The following is an 18,658-nucleotide window of genomic DNA, read 5'->3' as shown; positions in this document are numbered from 1 at the left end:
GCCGGTTTTGTGTTTTCAGGCTTGGCGCTCGCGCAAATCCAGGCTGCCGCTGAAGACTTCCTCACCCTTATCGCGCCCGAACCGCCCGAATGAACGCTCGGCCATTTCGAACGATCCGTCCTCGCGCACCAGCAATAGCGTGCTCGCCCTGGTTCCGTGCAGTGCGTTGGCGATGAATCTGGCCGAGAGCGTGCGCTCGCGGCGCAGCGGAACTCCGGTGTGCGGCAAGAGATCATCGGGGGCCTCGGTCCGATCGGCCAGCACCTCGAAGTAGCGGGCCAGGTTTCCCGGATCCGATTCGACCACCGCGCGCAGATCGGTGAGGCCGCCGCGCACCTTCGGCCAAATGGGTTGGGGCGCATCCAATGCCGCGGCGGAGCCCGGTACGGCCGACGTCACGAAGGTGCCGTTGGACACGCCGTGGAACCCCGGTGTCAGCTCTTGCGGTGGCACTGCGCTGCGGTTGGAGTGCCACCACAGCGATTCGAGGTCCGAGACCAGCATGTTGTAGCCGTTGTAGTCGTCCGGAGCGGCGGCGACATCGAGGACGTACTGCTCCGGCCCCGGGATATCGTCGCTGGCATCGGTGCCGCGCAGGAAGTCCATCAGCAGCGCCCCGCGCGAACGGGCGTCGCCGCGTTCGGCTTTCGGGTTGCGCACATTGGTCACCGTGGCGAATCGATTGCGCCCCTTCGCTTCCCGCGTCAGGCCCAGCCAGGTCCCGGGCGGGTCGCCCGCGGGTTTGCCGATCGCTCCCAGATCGCGCCCGGCCAGTAGTCCAGGTACCTCGGACCACCATCGCATCGACTCGGTCGGTCGGGCGTAGAACTCATCGCGATTGGCCGCGACGATCAACCGAAATTCCGGATGTACCCGCCAACCGATCAACACCAAACACATGCAGTCCAGGATGCCGGAACAGGGCCGCGCCCCACAGGGCATTTCGCGACGTACGGGCCGCGCAAGGTCAGTGGATCGCCCGCAGTGACAGCAAAAAGGCCGGCAGCGTCGCCGCTGTCGGCCTTTTCGAGCCCCGGGCTAGTTCCGGGTACCCACCGGTCGGTTCTGGCTCAGTTATTGACCTTCAGACCCGGGTTGTCCGAAAGCACCACGCTGACCGGCTGTGCGAACAGCTGCGGTGCATTGCCGGTGAGGGCGCCGATCAGATTCGGGATCTCGCAGATCGGAAAGTCGGCGACCGACGACGCGCTGGAAATGCCGAGCGCCATCCGGCCGGAGACGATCGCGCCACCGCTGTCGCCGGGCAGGGCGCAGATATTGGCGGAGAAGGCCTGGGTCAGCTCCCGCTCGCCGACCTGCACGGTCTGGTCGACGGCGTTGACGATGCCGCAGCTGAAGCCGGTGCGCGAACCGGACTTGCAGACCGGAGCGCCGACCACCGGAACAGCAACGCCCTCGATGGCGACGGGCGCGCCCGGCTGGCGCACGAAGTTGTTCGTGAACCTATCCCTGGCCTGGTCGTTGATCCGGATGATCGAGTAGTCCTGCGCGCCGAGCACCGACTTCTGGAAGGTGCCCAGCTGCGCGCCCGGCCGATCGCCGGCCATCTCGAAGACGCCGGAGGCATTAGCCGAGCCCGCCGACGCAATGTCGGGGTTGCAGTGGCCCGCGGTGATGTTCACGACATTGCCCGCCCGGTCGGTGCCGTTGAAGCCGAACGAGCACCGCAGCGACGTCTTCCCGGCGATCGAGGCGTAGGCGTCACCACCGGCCAGCGGGCCGGTCTGCATCGCGCCAGCGACCGGAGTCGTCTGCAGCTGCTCTCCTGCGACCGGCGGCGCCATCACGATGACCCGCGACGGATCGATGAAGTTCGGCATCGGCAGACCGGCCTGCTCGACCCGCACCGCGATGCTGTTGTTGACGGTGTCGACGACCACGCCGCGCACCAGCGCGGAAACGGCTTCGGGCTGCCCGTCCAGCCAGCGCTCGAACGCGCTCTTCTCACCGCGCAGCGCCGCCTCGCTCTTGGCGACATTGCGGACCTCGAATCCGGCCGACGTGGCGGCCTTGCGGGCCTCGTCGGCGCCGGTGCCCTGCGCGAGCGCCACCACGGCCTTGCCGCCGTCATCGAGCCACGCGCCACCGAAGACCTGCGGGAACTGGCGCTGCGCCGTGGTGGCGAAGGCCGCGACCTGCTGGGCCAGATCGGCGCGGTGCAGGTACTCCTCGGGGGAGATCTTCAGATCACGCGCGACCGCCGCGATCAGCTCGGCGGGCAGGGCGGGCTGATCGGGTTGTGCGTTCGCTACTGCCGCTGTCGGACCGAACAGCAGAATCGCCGCCGAGGCGGCGATTACTGATTTTCGGACTCGGGTCTGTCGCGCAGCTGATCGGAACTGACCTATACGTGGCAGGAGCATGTCCCATACCTTAAGGTGTCCGGCCGGTTATGCCTACTTATGTCGGAATGTTGTGCTGCCCACTGTGAATCCAGCGGATGGCGTTGCACAAAAACGGTGTCCGGCAACCGGATTACCCGGCGTTCGGCCGGGTCCGCACGGTGATGCCATTGCCGATGCCACCGCCGGAGGCCGCGTCGATATCGGCCAGGATCGAGCGGATCGGAATGCCGAGCGTCGCGGTGCCGCCGTACTGCGCGAGCGCGATATTGGCCTCATTGCAGTCCGGTGCGTCGGCCGCATTGGAACCGCTGGTGATGCCGAGGGCGAGGGTGCCGGAGACGATCGCGCCGCCGCTGTCGCCGCCGAGCGTGCAGGCCGAACTGGCGAAGCCGCGCACGGTCTTGCTCACGCCCTCGGAGGTGTAGAGCTGGGTTTCGACCCGATCCGCCACCACGAACCCACAGGTGAAGGTGGACGACTGGCCCGATTTGCAGACCGGAGCGCCGGTGACCGGCTCGGCGGTGCCGGTGATGGTCAGCGTGGTGCCATTGGATCCGCGCACCGAGGGCTGGTCCATACCCGCATTGACCGAGCGCTCGTTCAGCTTGATGACGGAGTAGTCGAGCGCGCTCGGGCCGCCCAGGCTCGCCTGGACGAAGTTGCCGAGCTCGATGCTGTTCGGGATGTCCCGGATATTGGGCAGGTAGACCGCGGCCTGCTGATCGCTCTTATCGATATTCGGATCGCAGTGGCCCGCGCTGATATTCAGCGCGTTGCCCGCCGCGTCCACGCTGTTGAAGCCGAACGAACAGACATCGACGCCGCGCAGCGAGGTGTCCTTCAGCGAGGTCGGCGCGGTGATATAGGTGTCGCCGCCCATCGGACGGCGCTCGACTGGACCGCCGTTATTGGGCGACAGGATGACCTTGACGTTGGCGATCAGGGTCGGCAGGTTCAGCGCGTGACCGACCGGCGTATTGGCGACCGACATCACCAGCTGGCTGTTCAGGAAGTCGATCGCGACGGAGTTGATCGACTGGGAGATCTCCTTCGGCAGCGTATTGATCCACTGATTGAGCTGCATCAGTGAGTTCTCCAGGCTGTTCGCCGAGACCGGGGCCAACCGGGTCTGATAGCCGTCGGCCGCGGCGATCTTGGCGGCATCGACCGAGGTGACCGCGACGACCGGCTTGCCGTCGGTGCCGATCCAGGCGCCCGCATAGGTATCGGGGCGTTCGCTGCGGAACGAGCGCGCGTAGTCGCTGAGCTGCTGGGCCTTGGCCGAGCGCTCCAGATACTCCGCGGGCGTCATCTTCAGATCGCGGGAGATGGCCTGCACCAGTTCGGGCGGCAGGTTCTCCGCACTCAGCTGCCCGGGTGCGGTCGGTTCTGCCGAGGCGGCGGTGGTGACGAGGAGGGGTGCGATGAATACGGTCGCGGCGAATCCGATCGAGGCCGCCTTGACCGCGGCGCTACGCGCCACCAACTTGCGCATGAAGTCCCTTCGTCGGCACGAGGTGTGCCAGCTACGTCCGTGGGCCACGGGCTGCATCCGCTCGGCGCACAGTCTTCGTCCAGCAACAGACCTGTTGTGCGCAAATTTTGCGACAACATCGGTCAGCCGATCACTTTAAGGCACAAACCCACGTCGGGCCCCACTAAATCAGCGAGGAGATGGGAAGTCGAACGTGTACTGCGGTTCCCACGGCTGCGGACTCCAGCCGGGGGCGGTCCACATGGGGAACGGGCGTGTCGTCGTGGTTCGGCTCGAGCGCGTGGTGGTGGTGGCGGTCGGCGGTGTCGTCGTGGTCGTCGTGGTCGGCGGCTCGGTGGTGGTTGGAGTGGTCGGCGGCGGTGTGGTGGTCGGCGCCTCGGTGGTCGTCTCCGGTTCGCTGCTGGTGATGACCACAGGTGGTTCGGTGGTGGTGGTGATCGGCGCGGTCGGGAGGTTGACCGGCGGTTGCGGCGACGGGCTCACCGATACCTGATCGGATTTGGCATCACGCACCGGCGGCACCGGGGTCGCCGGGTCATGGAACAGCACCGAGATGCCCAAGCCCCCGAGCACCAGACCGATGACAGCGGCGACCCCGATCAGCAGTGGGGTGACGCGCGGTGGCTTGGGCTTTCCGGCGGCGGCCGCGGGCGCTTCGACCGCGGTCGGCGCAACCGGTTCGACTGGCGCGGCGAGCGTTTCGCCGATCGGGATCGCCGCCGAATAGGCCTGCAGCTGTGCGTCAGGCGTCGGCACCGCCGGGATGACGTCGGTGACGACGGTCGAATTCTCGGCATCGCTCGGATCCGGCGGTGTCGCGCCAGCGGGTGTCGCCAGCACCGCGGCCAATGCCGCCCGGGCGGCGTCGTAGGCGTAGGACTGCTCCGGTTCGACGGCGTCGCTGACAGGTAGGTCACCCTCGCTGACCAGCAATACCGAACGCAGGCCGAGGTAGTCGAGGGCTTCGCGCAGCGAGAGCACGTATTGGGACGGCCAGCCGGCGGGATAGGTCGCGTAGAACTCGGCGGCGCCGTTCAAATGTTCGGCGGTGAGGTTGATCAGGCAGAACAGTGCCGTCGCGACCAGGTCCTCGGCCCGGTAGGCCTCGCCGTCGTCGACGGAGATACCGGCGGGATCGCCGACCGCGTAGGCGAAACCGGTGATCGAATGCGTATGACCGGCCGGGGCTGGACCGCCGAGGACGGTATCGCCGTCATCGGACATGTGCAGGATCGACTCACGGACTATGAACTGTGGTTCGCCGTTATCGGTCACGATGGCTGCTGTGCAGTTGTCCTCGGCGATGCGCAGGCCCACCCCAGTGGCCATCCTCAATTACCTCGCTTCGGCGTCACGGATCGGCAGGCACCCCGGTCACACCAGCAGTGAGCCGTGTCCCATGGCGCGGAGCATCGACAATAGCTCCGAACGGGAACGGGCACCGATCCGGCGTCGGATACGGGCGACATGATGCTCCACGGTCTTCGCCGAAATATACAGACGAGCGCCGATCTCCCGATAGGTCAGACCGAGTAGCACGAGTTCGGCGACCTCGCGTTCGCGGTCGCTGAGAATCGCCGCGTCCGGCGCGGGTTCCGGCGGCGTCGGCCCATCGCCGTTGGTCGAGGCGGGGGCGGTCGGGCGGACCGGCTGTTCCTGGGGCCGGGCGTCGGCGCGGACGGTTCTGGCCAGTTTGAGCAGTGCCGTCGCGGTGGCGGAATCGGCGGCCGCGAGTGCGGCCTCGCTCGCGAGTCTGGCGGCATCCCAGGTCAGGCCGATCTCGCTGAGGCCGGCCACGGCCGCCTGCACCGGGGCCGCGGCGACCTGTCCGCGCAGGACGAGCACCCAGGTGCGACCCGCATCGGCGAGGATCGCGGCGTGCCGGTCCCCGGCTTCGGCCGCGGCCTTGAGCAGCCGGGCATGCGGGAGCAGTTCCTCCGGACTTTCGTGCGCGATCGCGGCCTGCACGCCGTACCAGTGGAAGGCATTGGCCCAGGCGGGTGGTTGGTCCAGCCGGCGCAGCAGTGCACGGGAGGCATCGACCAGCGGCGCGATCCGGCGCTCATCGCGCAGCCGGATGCCCGCCAGCCACAGCTCACCGATCGGGAGCAGGGTGAGCAGATCGGCATCGACATCGTCGAAGAGCGGATAGGCGGCCTGCCAGGCGCGAGTGAGCGCGGCATGATCACCGCCGCGGCGGGCCAGGCCGACCGCGACGCCGTGTGCGAGCAGGCGGTCGCGGATATCGAGCGAATCCGGTTGCAGCGCGGCCACGGTGGCCGCGGCGGCCTGTTCGTCGCCGCCGAGCATCGCGGCCCACGCGGTGAGCACCTGTAGTTGATGACAGCGCAGGCCGCTGGTGCCGGCCCGGCGCAGCGCCTCACCGGCGCGGCGCGGCTCACCCGTGCTCAGGCACAGCAGCGTCGCGATGGAGACCGCGGTGCACGGCAGGAACCGATCGCTGCCCGCATCGGCCTGCGCGGCCTGGATGAGTGCGGATACCGCTGCGGCGGTACCGGTTTCGTGTTCGACGATGGTGCGGGCGAGTGCGCTGGCGATCAGGCGGGCGTGCGCAGTGGCCTCGGTCGGCGGCCACTGCGTCGATGATTCGGACAGCTCTGCTGCGGCGGACACGTCACCCGCGAGGTACTGCACGGTGGCGCCGACCGCCCAATCCGCGCCGATCCGCCGCGCGCCGAGCCAGGAATACAGCTGGGCGGCGCGGCCGACCAGACCACGTCGGGTGAGCACTGCCGCGCAGATCCGCACGGCCGCGGCCAGTTCCACACCGGAGACGCCCGGGCGAGCCAAGAGCGGTTCGGCCAGCCGTATGGCCGTATCGCCGTCGCCGGTGTGCGCGGCCGCCTCCGCCCAACGCAGCGAGATGAGGTCGGGATCGGCGCCGCTTGCCGCCGCGGCCGCGTAGTAGCGGACCGCCTCGCGGCCCGCCTTTTCGGCTGCGGCGCTGAGGAATTCGGCCAGCCGTCGGTCGCGGACGCCGGATTCGGCGAGCAGCAGTGCGGTGTGATCGCGGAGCAGGCCCGCATCCAGTCGAGCGTTGAGCAATCGGCGCTGGACGGCCACGAAGCGGCGATCGCCGAGCAGCGTGCGCAGCGGCTTGACGGCGGGTTCCAGCAGCAGATCGGCATCGGTGACCAGGGCGCTGGCCCTGGCCCGGTCGATAAGGTCCTGGGCCGCGGCATTTTCCACGCCGAGGACCTCGGCGAGTTCGGTGGAGTCCAGTCCGGTGCCGGTCGTGGCGACGACCAAGGTCTCGAGCAGGTCCGGCTCGAGGTTGTCCAGGAGAGCACGGGCCCATGCGGCGACGGCGTCGTCGACGGCGCTGATCCCGGCGTCGAGGCGGGCCGAACAGGCGGCGGTCAGCGCGGCGACCACACCGCCGCGGCTGCCCGCGGTCTGGCGGTGGATGTGCTGGGCGACCGGGCGCGGCACCGCCATGCCCAGCTCGCGGGCGAACGGCGCGATATCGGAGACGCCGAGGGCGCGCAGATCGGCCACCCGGCCGCGGCGGGCGACGGTGTCGGCGAGCGTGCGCAGGTGCGGATCGTGCGGACGCGGCTGGGTCGCGACGATAACGGTGTAGCGGCCGGATTCGATGGTCGCGCAGAGGGATTCGAGATCGGCTGCGCTGAGGGTGTGCGCATTGTCGATGACCAGGGCGGGGCGCGGGGCGCTGGCGCCCGGAAGGGTGCCGTTCGTGGCGCGAGTGCCCTGGCCGGTGCGGGGCTTTTCGGCGGTTCGGACCAGGTGGCCGGTGCGGTGGCCGTCGCCGCTGACCTGGTCCGCGCTGTTCGTGCGGATGCGGCTGGCGCGCGAATCGGTGTCGGCGTGCTGCCGGTCCGGATTGTGACCGTCCGTTATCGCATGCCCGCCGTCGACCGGGTTGCCCTGCGGCGCAAGGTATCCGGGCATTGCGGGATCGTCTTGAAACGGGATGTCATGCGCGCGCAGGCGGGCCCGGATCACCGAAAGGAGGGTGGATTTGCCGGAGCCGGAGCGGCCGCGGATGAGATAGACGACCGGTTGCCGGTCGGCGGAGTCCAATTCGCGAAAGATCTCGCGAGCACAGGGCAGCGTGTCGAAGGCGATATCACTCATCATCTGCCTCCGGGAATCTTCGGCAGTGCGGATACGACGCCGCCGACGGTGTCGCCCAGGGTGTCGGTCGGCAGGGTCAGGGGCACGGTCGGGACCTGCGGCTGCGGTACCGGCTGCGTTGTCGGCTGCGGCTGCGTTGTCGGGCGTGGCGGCGGTGCCGGAGCCTCCGTCGACGGCTGGGTCGCGGGTATCGGTTGACCTTGCGCCGGTTGACTCTGTGCCGGTTGACTCTGGGCGGGCTGGCCGTCGGTGGTCTGGACCGGCACGGGCTGATCGTTCACCGCGGCGGCGGTGCTCGCGGTCGGGGAACTCGGTTGTCCCGCAACGGGTTTCGGCCTGTCCGTGGTTGCGGCGGGCGAGTCCTTCGCGGAGGTGGCCGCGGTGTCGGAGGTGTTGCCACTATTGGTCACCGCGACGACCGCTGCGCCCGGCGCGGTTGTCGGGTCGGGGCCCGCAGGCGGATTCGGCCCCGACTGCGCGCCGGTGCCGATGGCGACGGTACCGGTCGCGAGTGCGCCGAGTATCAGGGCCGCGCCCGCGATGATGGCGGCGCGCTGGCGGCCGGAGAGCCTCCGGCCGGACCGGTCGCGCTTTTTCGGCAAGGTCTGATCGGGCACGGTGGCGTTGTCGTCGGCCGGGGTGCGGCCGGTCATGCGGGCGCCCTGTGCGGTCGGCTCCACGCGTCGTGGCGCCGTCGGAATTTCGGTGGTCTTCGCGATGCCGACGGCCATGGCCGCCACCGGGGTGTGATCCAGCGTCGCCGCGAGCAGATCCGCGGCCAGCTCGGCAGCGCCGAGTGCGCTGGTGAACTTCGGCTCGGGCGCCGCGACCACCGGGAGTCCGAATTCGGTCGAGACCAATTCGGCGACCAGTGGGATCGCGCCGCCGCCACCGGTGAGCAGCACCCGGCCGATATTGCCGATATCGAGTCCGGCGCGATGTACCGCGTCGCGAATGAGGTCGATCAAGGTCAGCAATGGCCCGCGGAGTAGATCCTCGAGTTCGCCGCGGACCAGTCGGATGTTTTCGGCGTGGTGATCGGTCGGGTTCAAACGGACCGGGACGACCGTCGCGGTATTTGTGGAAAGCTCTTCTTTCGCATATCGACAGCGATCGCGCAATGCCGACAATTCCCGTTCGATGACCGGGTCGAACGGATCGAAATCATTTCCGCGCAGGGCATTAGCCAGGACGTAGCGCATGGTCAGCAGATCGAATTCGGCGCCAGCAACATCGGTGGTCCGCAGTGGTGTGCCGAGCACTGCCGCGGCAACGCCGGTACGCACCACCGAGACGGTGAGACCGGATGCGCCTAGGTCGTAGACGACCACCGCGCCGTCACCGAGTGGGCCGTGTGCGGCCTCGAGCCAGCGCGCCGCCGCGGTCGGTTCCGGAACCAGGGTCACCTCGCGCAGACCCGCGCGATCCAACGCGGCCCGCTGCACATCGACGGTGTGCCGTGACCACCACGCCGGATGGCAGGCGACCGTGGATTGTGTTGCGTCGGCGCCGATCTCCTCGATCAGACAATTGACCGCGGTGGCCACGAGATCCGCTGCGGAGTGGGCACTTCCGTCTTCGGCGAGAATATCCACCGGATCGCCGACCCGTGCGAGGAAGCCCTCGAGTACGACGTCATTGGAGTGCCTGCCGGTCGGGCGGGCGCCGCTGCCGAACGCGGGTGCCGCCTCCGGGGTGAGGCGCAACACACTCGGATGGGTTATGACGGTGCCACCGGAGTGGCCCCGGTCGAAATCGCTGCCGTCCCCCCGGGTCGCCACCGCGACCGAATTCGACGCTCCGACATTGATGCCGAGCGCCAGACGCTCTGTCATTCGAGAACCCCGTTCGAAAACTGTGTGGCCCGGTAGTCGCTGTTGTAGTTCAGGAAGGGGCGGAGTGGACCCGCCAACCGCAACACTTCTGTCGGTTGCTGAGCATCCGCCGTTACTAAGGCGGGGAAGTTGCGGGGAAATTCCCCTAATGGTTCGGGTGCCCCTAACGGTGACGTGCGGTGCGCAGTAGGGGTGCGCCCCGTTTCGAAGTAACGCTTGACGTCCCTAGCGTGAAATGCATTCCAACGACCGCGGATCGCGAGGGTCCGCTCATCCAGGGAGATGATTTCGATGACACCGAACGCGATTCTGGAGTTCATCCTCAACCTGCTGCGCGACCATGAGGCAGCGGTGGGTTACTGCGCGAACCCCGGACAGGCACTGGCGGCTGCCGGTTTGCCCGCGGTGACGCCGGAAGACATTGCCGCCGTCGCCCCAATGGTCGCCGAATCGGCCCTGATCGCGGGCGGTTCGCAGCTGTCGGCAATCGTGGCGGCCGGTGGCGCTGGCGCGGCCGATGCGAATGCCGCCGCGGGTGCGAATACCGCCGCGGCGGTCGGTGTCGGCGCGGCCGCCGACGCGGGCGTCGACCTGGGCACCGATATCGATCTCGGCGCCGATCTGGGCATCGGCACCGGACTCGACCTGGCCACCGGCCTCAATGGCGCGATCGGCGCTGGCCTGCAGGCCGGTGCCGACCTCGGCGCCGGTGTGGCCACCGGGCTCGGCGGCATTGTCAATGTGGGCACGGGGCTGACCACTGGTCTCGGCGGCGTTGTGGATGCCGGTGTGCAGGCGGTGACCGGTCTCACGGCTGGCCTCGGTGGTGCGCTCGGCGCCGGTGCACAGGCCGGTGCCGATCTGGCTACGGGTCTGTCGGGTGCGATTGATGCCGGTGCGCAGGTGGGCACTGGCCTGGGTGGTGCGCTCGGCGCGGGCCTTGGCGGTGCCGTCGGCACCGGTGCGCAGGTGATTTCCGGTTTGGAGACCGGATTGTCCGGCGGTCTCGGCGTGGGCGGCCAGGTAGGTGCCGGGCTCAACGGCGTCATCGATGCCGGTGCCGACCTCGGCGCTGGCCTGGGCAGCGCCATCGGTGCCGGTGCCCAAGCGGGTGCCGACCTCGGCACGAGCCTGTCCACCGGATTCGGCGGTGCCGTCGATGCTGGCACCCATGCGGCGGCGGGCCTGGAGACGGAAATCGGCGGCGCCGTCGGTGCGGGCGCGGGTGCGCAGGCCGGTGCCGGACTTGGTGGCGCGTTGTCCACGGGAATCGGTGGGGCGGTTGATGCCGGGACTCACGCGGGTGCGGATCTCTCCACTGGAATTGGTGGTGTCCTCGGTGGTGGCGCGCAGGTCGGTAGCGATCTCGGCACGGGGATGTCCTCGGGTCTGAATGGCGCGATCGATGCGAGTGGCCAAGCGACCGGTGGTTTGGAAACCGGGTTGTCGACCGGCATTGGTGGTGCCGTTGATGCTGGTGCCGGTCTCGGTGGCGCGTTGTCCACCGGGATCGGTGGTGCCGTTGATGCTGGTGCCGGACTTGGTGGCGGGCTGTCGACGGGAATCGGTGGCGCGGTTGACGCGGGTGCGCAGGTTGGTGCCGGTCTCGGTGGCGCGTTGTCCACCGGGATCGGTGGTGCCGTTGATGCTGGTGCCGGACTTGGTGGCGGGCTGTCGACGGGAATCGGTGGCGCGGTTGACGCGGGTGCGCAGGTTGGTGCCGGTCTCGGTGGCGCGTTGTCCACCGGGATCGGTGGTGCCGTCGACGCTGGTGCCGGACTTGGTGGCGGGTTGTCCACGGGACTCGGTGGTGTGGTCGATGCCGGTGCGCACACGGGTGTCGATCTGAGTGGTGGCTTGTCCGCTGGACTGGGTGGTGCTGTCGATGCTGGCGCGCAGGCGACCTCGGGGATCGAGAGTGCGTTTGGTGCTGGGGCGCAGGCGGGTTCGGAGCTCGGTGGGGGGCTGGCCAGCGGTGTCGGCGGCGTGGTGGATGCGGGTACGGGGCTGGGGGGCGGTGTGACTTCTGGTGTGTCGTCCAGTGTGTCGTCCGGGGTCGGTGCGGCCGGTCAGGTGACGACCGGGCTGGAGTCGACGCTGGCCACCGGTGCCGCGCTCGGTGCGGGCGCCGACCTCGGTGGCGGGTTGTCGACGAGCCTGGGCGGTGGTTTCGACGGCGGCGGACAGGTCGGGTCGGGTCTGGAGACCAGTCTGGGTGGTGCTGTCGACGGGGGTGCGCATGCGACGACCGGGCTCGCAGGTGCGGCGAACGGCGGGTTGACCACCGGCCTCGGTGGTGGTGCCCAGGCGGGTGCGGATCTCGGTGCCGGTCTGTCGTCCGGTTTGACTGGCGCGCTCGGTGGTGGTGCCCAGGCGGGTGCCGATCTCGGCGCGGGTCTGTCGTCCGGTCTCACTGGCGCGCTCGGTGCTGGGGCGCACGCGGGTTCGGAGCTCGGTGCTGGTCTGTCCGCCGGTGTGGGCGGTGCTGTCGATGCCGGGGGCCACGCGGTTACCGGACTGCAGTCGGGTCTGTCCACCGGAATCGGCGCTGCCACCGGTGTCGGCGGCAGCGTGACGTCCGGTGTGCAGGGTGCGGTCGATGCCGGATCGCATCTGGGCACCGGCCTTTCCACCGGAATCGGTGGTGCCGCCAGTGGCGGTGCACAGGCCGCAACGGGCTTGGAAACGGGGCTCGGCGGTAGCGCGCATGCCGGAACCGGTTCGGCGACCGGACTCGGCGGTGCCGCACACGCGGGAACCGGTTTGGAAACCGGACTCGGCGGTGCCATCGACAGTGGTGTGCACGCCGGAACCGGACTTGCCACGGATCTCGGTGGATCGGCGAATGCCGGTCTCGGCGGCGGTCTTTCGTCGAGCGTCGACAGCACGGTGCACTCCGGTGTTGCTGGTTCGGCCGCCGGTGCGGCGCAGGGCGCTGCCAGCGGTGCCGCCGATCTCGGCGGTCACGCCGGTTCCGCGCTGACCGGCGGCGCGTCCTCGACCGTCGGCTCCACCGCGAATACCTGGTCGTCGCTGGATGTTTCGAGTGCCTTCGGTTCCGGACTCGACAGTTCGGCCGGATCGCATCTGGACACCTCGGTGACCGGACACAGCGACTCCGGGCTCTTCACCGATTCGCATGCGGGTGCCGACCTGAGCGGACACGCGGGCGGCGATCTCGGCGGCGACGCCTTCCTGCACTAAGAAGGTATCTGCCCCGGCAGATATCCGTACGAAAGAGGTTCGATGGGGACACCCGCAGTGCATGCTCAACCGCCCGCAGTACCGCTGCTGACGGTACTGGGTGAAACCATTGCCGCGGCACGCGCCGCGGGTCGCAATGATCTGGTCGACCGCCTGGAAGTGGCGGCCGACCGGGTCCGTGATCCGCGGCGGCGCATCGTGATCACCGGACAGCTCGGTCAGGGCAAGAGCTGTTTCGTCAATGCGCTGTTGAACCTCGAGATCTGCCCGGTCGGCGATGATGCGACCACCGATGTCCCGACCTTGCTCGCGCACGGTACCGAACCGCGCGCCGAACTCGTGCTGGCCGGTCCGAGCGGTGCCGAGGAGGCGCGAGTTCCGTTGCCGATGAACGAGATCGGCTCGGTGCACGCACGCGCACCGCAGGCGCACGGCCGTCGCGTGCTGCGCCTCGAGATCCAGCTCCCGAACCCGCTGCTCGCCGACGGCATCGTCCTGGTCGACACCCCCGGCGTCGGCGGGCACGCGAGTTCTTATGCGGCAGGCGTTCTCGGCATGGTCGCCACCGCCGACGCGGTGCTGGTGCTCTCCGATGCCTCCACCGAACTCACCGAACCGGAACTCGCCTTCGTCCGGCAGGTCCGCGAACTGTGCCCGACCACCGCACTGCTGCTCACCAAGATCGACCTGTATCCGCATTGGCGCCAGGTGCATCAGGCCGATCTGGACCATCTGGACCGCGCGCGCGTCGATGTCCCGATCATCCCGGTCTCCGCGGTACTGCGCAGGCACGCGATGCTGCTGCAGGACCAGCAGTTGGGCATCGAATCCGGCTTCGGGGTGCTGTACCAGTTCCTGCGCGATCAGGTGGTGGCCCGCGATCAGGCGGCGACCCGGCTCGCGGTGGCCCACGATATCCAGTCCGCCGCAGAGCATTTGGCGCTCGCGCTCGGCAGTGAACTGGTCGCGCTGCGCGATCCGCGCCAGGGCGCAATGGCGGTGCGTGAGCTGCAGTTGGCCAAGACCACCGCCGAGGATCTGCACCGGCGCACCTCGGCCTGGCAGCTGACCCTGTCCGACGGCATCACCGATCTGGCGGGCGATATCGATCACGATCTGCGCGAACGCCTGCGCGAGATCGCCAGAACCGGCGAGGAGTGGATCGATGAGCACGATCCGGGCCGACATTGGGAGCGGATCGCCGAATGGCTCACCGGCGATATCGACGCCGCGCTGGGCGACAACCTGCTCTGGACGCACACCCGGGCGATCGAACTGGCCGAACGGGTCGCCGCGCACTTCACCGAACTCGGCGCGGTCGACCTGCCCGATGTCAGCTCCGGTCTGCACACCGAAGACAGTCGCACCGGCACCGGCACCCTCGCCGACCTCGAGCCCGATATCAGCTTCGGCAGCAAGATCCTGGTCGGCATGCGCGGCTCCTACGGCGGTGTGCTGATGGTCGGGCTCGCCACCACCTTTGCCGGGCTCGCGATGCTCAATCCGATCTCCATCGGGGCCGGTGTGCTGGTGGGCGGCAAGGCATTCCGCGATGACAAGCAGGCCAGACTGGCCCGCCGGCGCAACGAGGCCAAGGTTGCCATCCGGCGCTTCGTCGACGATGTCGCCTTCCAGGCGGCCAAGGAGTCCAAGGACCGCATGCACCGCATCCATCGGGCGCTGCGCGATCACTACACCGGCATCGCCGAACGCGCCCTGCGTTCGATCGACGATTCGCTGCGGGCCGCGCAGGAGGCGGCGAATATGGAGACGGCGCGGCGCACCGAGCGCTGCGCGGTCCTCGACCGGCAGCTGCACATGGTCGCCGAGCTGCGACGCTATGCGGATGCCATGTAACCGGCCATCGCCGCGCCCGGTGCATGGGCCGCCGGTACGGTAGCTCCGTGAGAAGAGACGTGACCCGGCACGATGCCCGGCAGGCGCCCGGCATCGTCGCCGAGGCGCATCAGCTGGTCGCCGCGGCCAGGCAGGCCTTTCCGCGAGAGCCGCGGCCGCGCGCACTGCTGGCCGACTGTGCCCGTCGCCTGGATCAACCGCTGCGGGTGGCGCTGGCCGGTTCATTGAAGGCGGGTAAGTCGACCCTGCTCAACTCCCTGGTCGGACAGGACATCGCCCCGACCGATGCGACCGAGTGCACGCGTGTCGTCACCTGGTACCGCAATGGCTCGACCCCGAGCGTTACCGCCTACGCACCGGATGGGGCGACGGCGAATGTGGTGGTGCGTCGCGGCAGCGGCACCCACGGGCTGACCTTCGAGCTGGAACGCCTGAACTGGAATGCGCCGGGCCCGCGGCCGGTCGACCATCTCGAGGTCGAGTGGCCCGCCGCCGCGCTGGCGAATACCACCATCATCGACACCCCGGGCACGTCATCGCTATCGCGGGAGGTGTCGATGCGCACCGCGCGACTGCTCACACCGGGCGATGCGGATGGCGACCGGGCGGGTGCGGGTGTCTCGGTTCCCGGCGCGGACGCCATTGTGTATCTGCTGCGTCGGCTGGACGACGCCGATATTCGGTTTCTCGAACAGGTCGGTGCCGGCGCCGCTGGGGCGCAGGGTATTTCGGGACCGCTCGGGGTGATCGGAGTGGTTTCGCGCGCCGATGAGATCGGGGCGGGGCGAATCGATGCATTGCACTCCGCCCGCGATGTCGCGATGCGTTTCGCGGGGGAGCTGGAGCGAACCGGGCTGTGCCAGGCCGTCATTCCCGTCGCCGGTCTGCTCGCCTTCGCCGCCGCGACGCTGCGTCAGCAGGAATTCACCGCCTTCGAGGCATTGACCCGGGTTCCGGTCGACGAGCTGAGCGCCGCACTGCTCTCGGCGGATCGCTTCGCGCGTCCCGATATTGCGCTCCCGGTCCCGCCGGAACTACGCGCCCAGCTCGCCGAACGCTTCGGCCTGTTCGGAATTCGGATGGCGGTGACGCTGATTCGGCTCGGTGTGCGCGATTCCGCCACGCTGGCAGCGGAACTGACCAGCCGCAGCGGTGTGGACGAGCTGCGCTCGGTGCTCGATGTGCAATTCGGCCAGCGCGCCGACCAACTCAAGGCGCATTCGGCGCTGACTGCGCTGGCGCGCGTGCTCACCGTGTACCCAGGCACCCAGGCCGATCAATTGCTGCCCCGAGTCCGCACCCTGCTCGCCGATGTCCACGGCTTCGCCGAGCTCCGTCTGCTCGGCCGCCTGCGCACCGACGAATTGGCACTGCCCGCAGCGGATCTCGCCGAACTGCACCGCCTGATCGGCGGCTCCGGCGTGGCCACCCACCTGCGGCTCGGCCTGCCCTCCGGCACCGACGCCGCCGGCCAGCGCGCCCAGGCACTGGCCGCGGTGCGCAAATGGCGCGCCCGCGCCCGCCACCCGCTGGCCGACCAGTTCACCACCACCGCCTGCCTCACCGCAGCGCGCAGTGCCGAGGGGACGCTCAGCCTGCTGCCGGAGTGATTCGGTGTGCGCGATCCGGTGCCCCAGGGATCACCGCCCGCGCCGCGGCGATATGCGACGGACCCGCGCGGCCGATCGCCGGATCACGCGGATCGAAGCCACCCGCACGCCGCCGCAGGATGCGGAATTCGTCACCGCGACCGGGCAATTGGCGGGCGGGCGTTGGCGCATCGCGTTTCGTCCGCACACCCGCCGCACGCGGTGTGCAGTCGTGACCAAGGGTGCGCACCGATGCGTGACCTAGCTGGTGATCCGGCGCAGCGCGTCGGCGAGTTCGCTGCCCGACGGTGCGTGGTCCGGATCGATCAGAACCTGTGCGGCCAGGCCGGTCAGTAGCGCCTGGTAGAAGGAGCCGATGGCGTAGCCGCCCTCGGTATCGGATTCATCGATGCCCTCGAAGAGCCGGGCCAGGCCGCGGCGGGCTTCATCGAGGCCCGCCGACAGTTGTGCGCGGGTCGTCTCATCCAGTCCGGATTGGGCGAGGATGTCGAAGGTGGCCGACCAGAGGCCGCGGTGGGCGGCGATGGAGTCGAGCACCGCGGTCCAATTCGCTTCGAAGCGTTGCAGGGCAGTGGCATTCGGCTCGGCCACAGTGCTCAGAGTGCGTTCGAGTTCATCGCCCCACTCCCGATTCGCCTCCGCCAGCGCTGCATTCAGCAATGCCTCTTTGGAGCCGAAGTGGTACCCGATGGCGGCCATGCTGACCCCACCCGCGGCATTCGAGATATCGCGCACGGTGGTGCGCGTATAGCCCTTCTCGAACAGGCACCGGCGTGCGCCTGCCAGCAGATCCTCACGATTTCCCATGGTCAGCATGGTAGCGCAATCGCCTTAGGCATTTGTCTTGCGCAAGCGCCTAAGACAAATGTACAGTTCTGCGCATGAGCAGCACGCAGAGCCTGAAGAACCGCACCGTCCTCATCTCCGGGGCGAGCATCGCCGGACCGGCACTCGCCTACTGGTTGCGCCGCTACGGATTCACCCCGACGATCGTCGAGCGCGCGCCGCGACTACGTGCGGGTGGTCAGGCCATCGACGTACTCGGCACCGCGACCGAGGTCGTGCGCCGAATGGGCCTGCTGGAGCGGGTGCGCGAGATGAGCACCGGCAAGCGCGGCACCTCCTACGTCGATGCGGCGGGCAAGGTGAAGGCGGATATCAGCAGCGAGGTCTTCAATGGCGTCGGGGCCAACGGCGACACCGAGATTCACCGCGGCGACTTGTCCCGGGTGCTCTACGAGGCGACCAAGGAAGACGTCGAATACCTCTTCGGTGATTCGATAGTCGAACTCGCCCAGGATGATTCGGGCGTGCACGTCACCTTCGCCAATGCCGAACCGCGCACCTTCGATCTGGTGATCGGCGCCGACGGCGTGCATTCCAATACCCGCAGGCTGGTCTTCGGTCCGGAATCGGAGTTCATCCGGCATATGGGGTACTACATCTCGATCTACACCACCCCGAACCTGCTCGAACTCGACCGCTGGGAGCTGGACTACAACACCCCCGGCACCATCGCGGGCAGCTACAGCGCACGCAACAACACCGAAGCTAAAGCGGTTTTCGCATTCGAATCCGAGCAGCTCGACTACGACTACCGCGATGTCGAGCAGCAGAAGAAGATCCTGGCCGATCGGTTCGCGGACCAGGGCTGGGAGGTGCCGAAGCTGCTCGCGCACCTCGATGCCGCCGAGGACTTCTACTTCGACGCGATGGCGCAGATCCATATGGACGACTGGTCCAAGGGACGCGTGGCGCTGGTCGGGGACGCGGGCTACTGTGCATCTCCGCTGTCCGGTCAGGGGGCCGACCTGTCGCTGGTAGGCGCGTACATCCTGGCCGGTGAACTCGCCGCGGCGGGCGGCGATCACACCATCGCCTTCGCCCGCTATCGCGCGGCGATGCGCCCCATGGTCGAGGCCTGTCAGACCTTCGCCGAGGGGGTCGGCAAATGGTATGCGCCGCCGAGCTATTCGATGATCCGCATGCGCAATCTGAATGTCCGGCTGCTGCCATATCTGCCGTGGCGCGGTCTCATCGGCGGAGCCCCGCAGAAGGTCGCCCGCACTGTTGCCGCCAAGGAGTACGCGGACGTCTGAGTGGCGCACCTCACAGTGAAGATCGGGGCAGTCCGGTCACAGCCGCCACGAATCCGGTGTCGAAACGGGGTGA

The 18,658-nt window shown here is 68.7% G+C and carries 12 protein-coding genes and 1 pseudogene; 5 read left to right on the top strand and 8 right to left on the bottom strand.

Annotation, left to right across the window (positions count from 1 at the left end; all coding sequences use genetic code 11):
* Positions 1–15: 15 nt before the first annotated feature.
* From ACWEO2_RS37970 to ACWEO2_RS37945, 6 genes are all read right to left on the bottom strand, one after another.
* On the bottom strand, positions 16–900 hold the full coding sequence (locus tag ACWEO2_RS37970) for an NRDE family protein (protein WP_452409785.1): 885 nt from the start codon (positions 898–900) through the stop codon (positions 16–18).
* 170 nt (positions 901–1,070) lie between these two features.
* Entirely contained in the window at positions 1,071–2,384 is a 1,314-nt protein-coding gene (locus tag ACWEO2_RS37965; protein ID WP_452409784.1) for a S1 family peptidase, read from the bottom strand.
* Between the two features lie 112 nt (positions 2,385–2,496).
* Entirely contained in the window at positions 2,497–3,861 is a 1,365-nt protein-coding gene (locus ACWEO2_RS37960) for a S1 family peptidase (RefSeq protein WP_452409783.1), read from the bottom strand.
* Positions 3,862–4,029: 168 nt separating this feature from the next.
* Positions 4,030–5,190: a hypothetical protein gene (locus ACWEO2_RS37955; RefSeq protein ID WP_452409782.1), complete on the bottom strand. Its 1,161-nt coding sequence runs from the start codon at positions 5,188–5,190 to the stop codon at positions 4,030–4,032.
* Between the two features lie 45 nt (positions 5,191–5,235).
* Complete coding sequence (locus ACWEO2_RS37950; RefSeq protein WP_452409781.1) at positions 5,236–7,980, bottom strand: LuxR C-terminal-related transcriptional regulator; 2,745 nt, start codon at positions 7,978–7,980, stop codon at positions 5,236–5,238.
* The gene (locus tag ACWEO2_RS37945; protein WP_452409780.1) at positions 7,980–9,815 is read right to left on the bottom strand and encodes an Hsp70 family protein; all 1,836 of its coding nucleotides are present in this window, start codon (positions 9,813–9,815) and stop codon (positions 7,980–7,982) included. Before ACWEO2_RS37945 ends, ACWEO2_RS37950 begins: the two co-directional genes overlap by 1 nt.
* A gap of 282 nt (positions 9,816–10,097) precedes the next feature.
* Here ACWEO2_RS37945 and ACWEO2_RS37940 point away from each other — a divergent pair.
* The 4 genes and pseudogenes from ACWEO2_RS37940 to ACWEO2_RS37925 all read left to right on the top strand — a co-directional run.
* Positions 10,098–10,205, top strand: a pseudogene (locus tag ACWEO2_RS37940) (hypothetical protein); the annotation flags it as partial.
* A gap of 1,401 nt (positions 10,206–11,606) precedes the next feature.
* On the top strand, positions 11,607–13,019 hold the full coding sequence (locus ACWEO2_RS37935) for a hypothetical protein (RefSeq protein ID WP_452409817.1): 1,413 nt from the start codon (positions 11,607–11,609) through the stop codon (positions 13,017–13,019).
* Between the two features lie 42 nt (positions 13,020–13,061).
* Complete coding sequence (locus ACWEO2_RS37930; protein ID WP_452409779.1) at positions 13,062–14,876, top strand: dynamin family protein; 1,815 nt, start codon at positions 13,062–13,064, stop codon at positions 14,874–14,876.
* A 47-nt stretch (positions 14,877–14,923) separates the two neighbouring features.
* Positions 14,924–16,486, top strand: coding sequence for a dynamin family protein (locus tag ACWEO2_RS37925; RefSeq protein ID WP_452409778.1), 1,563 nt, complete (start codon positions 14,924–14,926; stop codon positions 16,484–16,486).
* Here ACWEO2_RS37925 and ACWEO2_RS37920 read toward each other — a convergent pair.
* Both ACWEO2_RS37920 and ACWEO2_RS37915 read right to left on the bottom strand, forming a co-directional pair.
* The gene (locus ACWEO2_RS37920) at positions 16,467–16,715 is read right to left on the bottom strand and encodes a hypothetical protein (RefSeq protein ID WP_452409777.1); all 249 of its coding nucleotides are present in this window, start codon (positions 16,713–16,715) and stop codon (positions 16,467–16,469) included. The genes ACWEO2_RS37925 and ACWEO2_RS37920 overlap by 20 nt on opposite strands.
* An 11-nt stretch (positions 16,716–16,726) precedes the next feature.
* Positions 16,727–17,293 (bottom strand): TetR/AcrR family transcriptional regulator, encoded by a 567-nt coding sequence (locus tag ACWEO2_RS37915; protein ID WP_452409776.1) that lies wholly within the window; start codon positions 17,291–17,293, stop codon positions 16,727–16,729.
* A gap of 74 nt (positions 17,294–17,367) precedes the next feature.
* Here ACWEO2_RS37915 and ACWEO2_RS37910 point away from each other — a divergent pair, with 74 nt between their 5' ends.
* Positions 17,368–18,585, top strand: coding sequence for an FAD-dependent monooxygenase (locus ACWEO2_RS37910; RefSeq protein WP_452409775.1), 1,218 nt, complete (start codon positions 17,368–17,370; stop codon positions 18,583–18,585).
* Positions 18,586–18,658 lie beyond the last annotated feature (73 nt).

The sequence above is a fragment of the Nocardia sp. NPDC004278 genome (assembly GCF_053602975.1).
The sequence above is the reverse complement of the archived record's forward strand: the minus strand, read 5'-3'. Positions and strand labels throughout refer to the sequence as shown.

What these genes read in the sequence shown, in the direction of transcription:
- ACWEO2_RS37930 (WP_452409779.1), top strand. Translation starts at nt 13,062, where the DNA reads ATGGGGACACCCGCAGTGCATGCTCAACCGCCCGCAGTACCGCTGCTG.
- ACWEO2_RS37915 (WP_452409776.1), bottom strand. Translation starts at nt 17,293, where the DNA reads ATGGGAAATCGTGAGGATCTGCTGGCAGGCGCACGCCGGTGCCTGTTC.
- ACWEO2_RS37960 (WP_452409783.1), bottom strand. Translation starts at nt 3,861, where the DNA reads ATGCGCAAGTTGGTGGCGCGTAGCGCCGCGGTCAAGGCGGCCTCGATC.
- ACWEO2_RS37950 (WP_452409781.1), bottom strand. Translation starts at nt 7,980, where the DNA reads ATGAGTGATATCGCCTTCGACACGCTGCCCTGTGCTCGCGAGATCTTT.
- ACWEO2_RS37965 (WP_452409784.1), bottom strand. Translation starts at nt 2,384, where the DNA reads ATGCTCCTGCCACGTATAGGTCAGTTCCGATCAGCTGCGCGACAGACC.
- ACWEO2_RS37970 (WP_452409785.1), bottom strand. Translation starts at nt 900, where the DNA reads ATGTGTTTGGTGTTGATCGGTTGGCGGGTACATCCGGAATTTCGGTTG.
- ACWEO2_RS37910 (WP_452409775.1), top strand. Translation starts at nt 17,368, where the DNA reads ATGAGCAGCACGCAGAGCCTGAAGAACCGCACCGTCCTCATCTCCGGG.
- ACWEO2_RS37945 (WP_452409780.1), bottom strand. Translation starts at nt 9,815, where the DNA reads ATGACAGAGCGTCTGGCGCTCGGCATCAATGTCGGAGCGTCGAATTCG.
- ACWEO2_RS37955 (WP_452409782.1), bottom strand. Translation starts at nt 5,190, where the DNA reads ATGGCCACTGGGGTGGGCCTGCGCATCGCCGAGGACAACTGCACAGCA.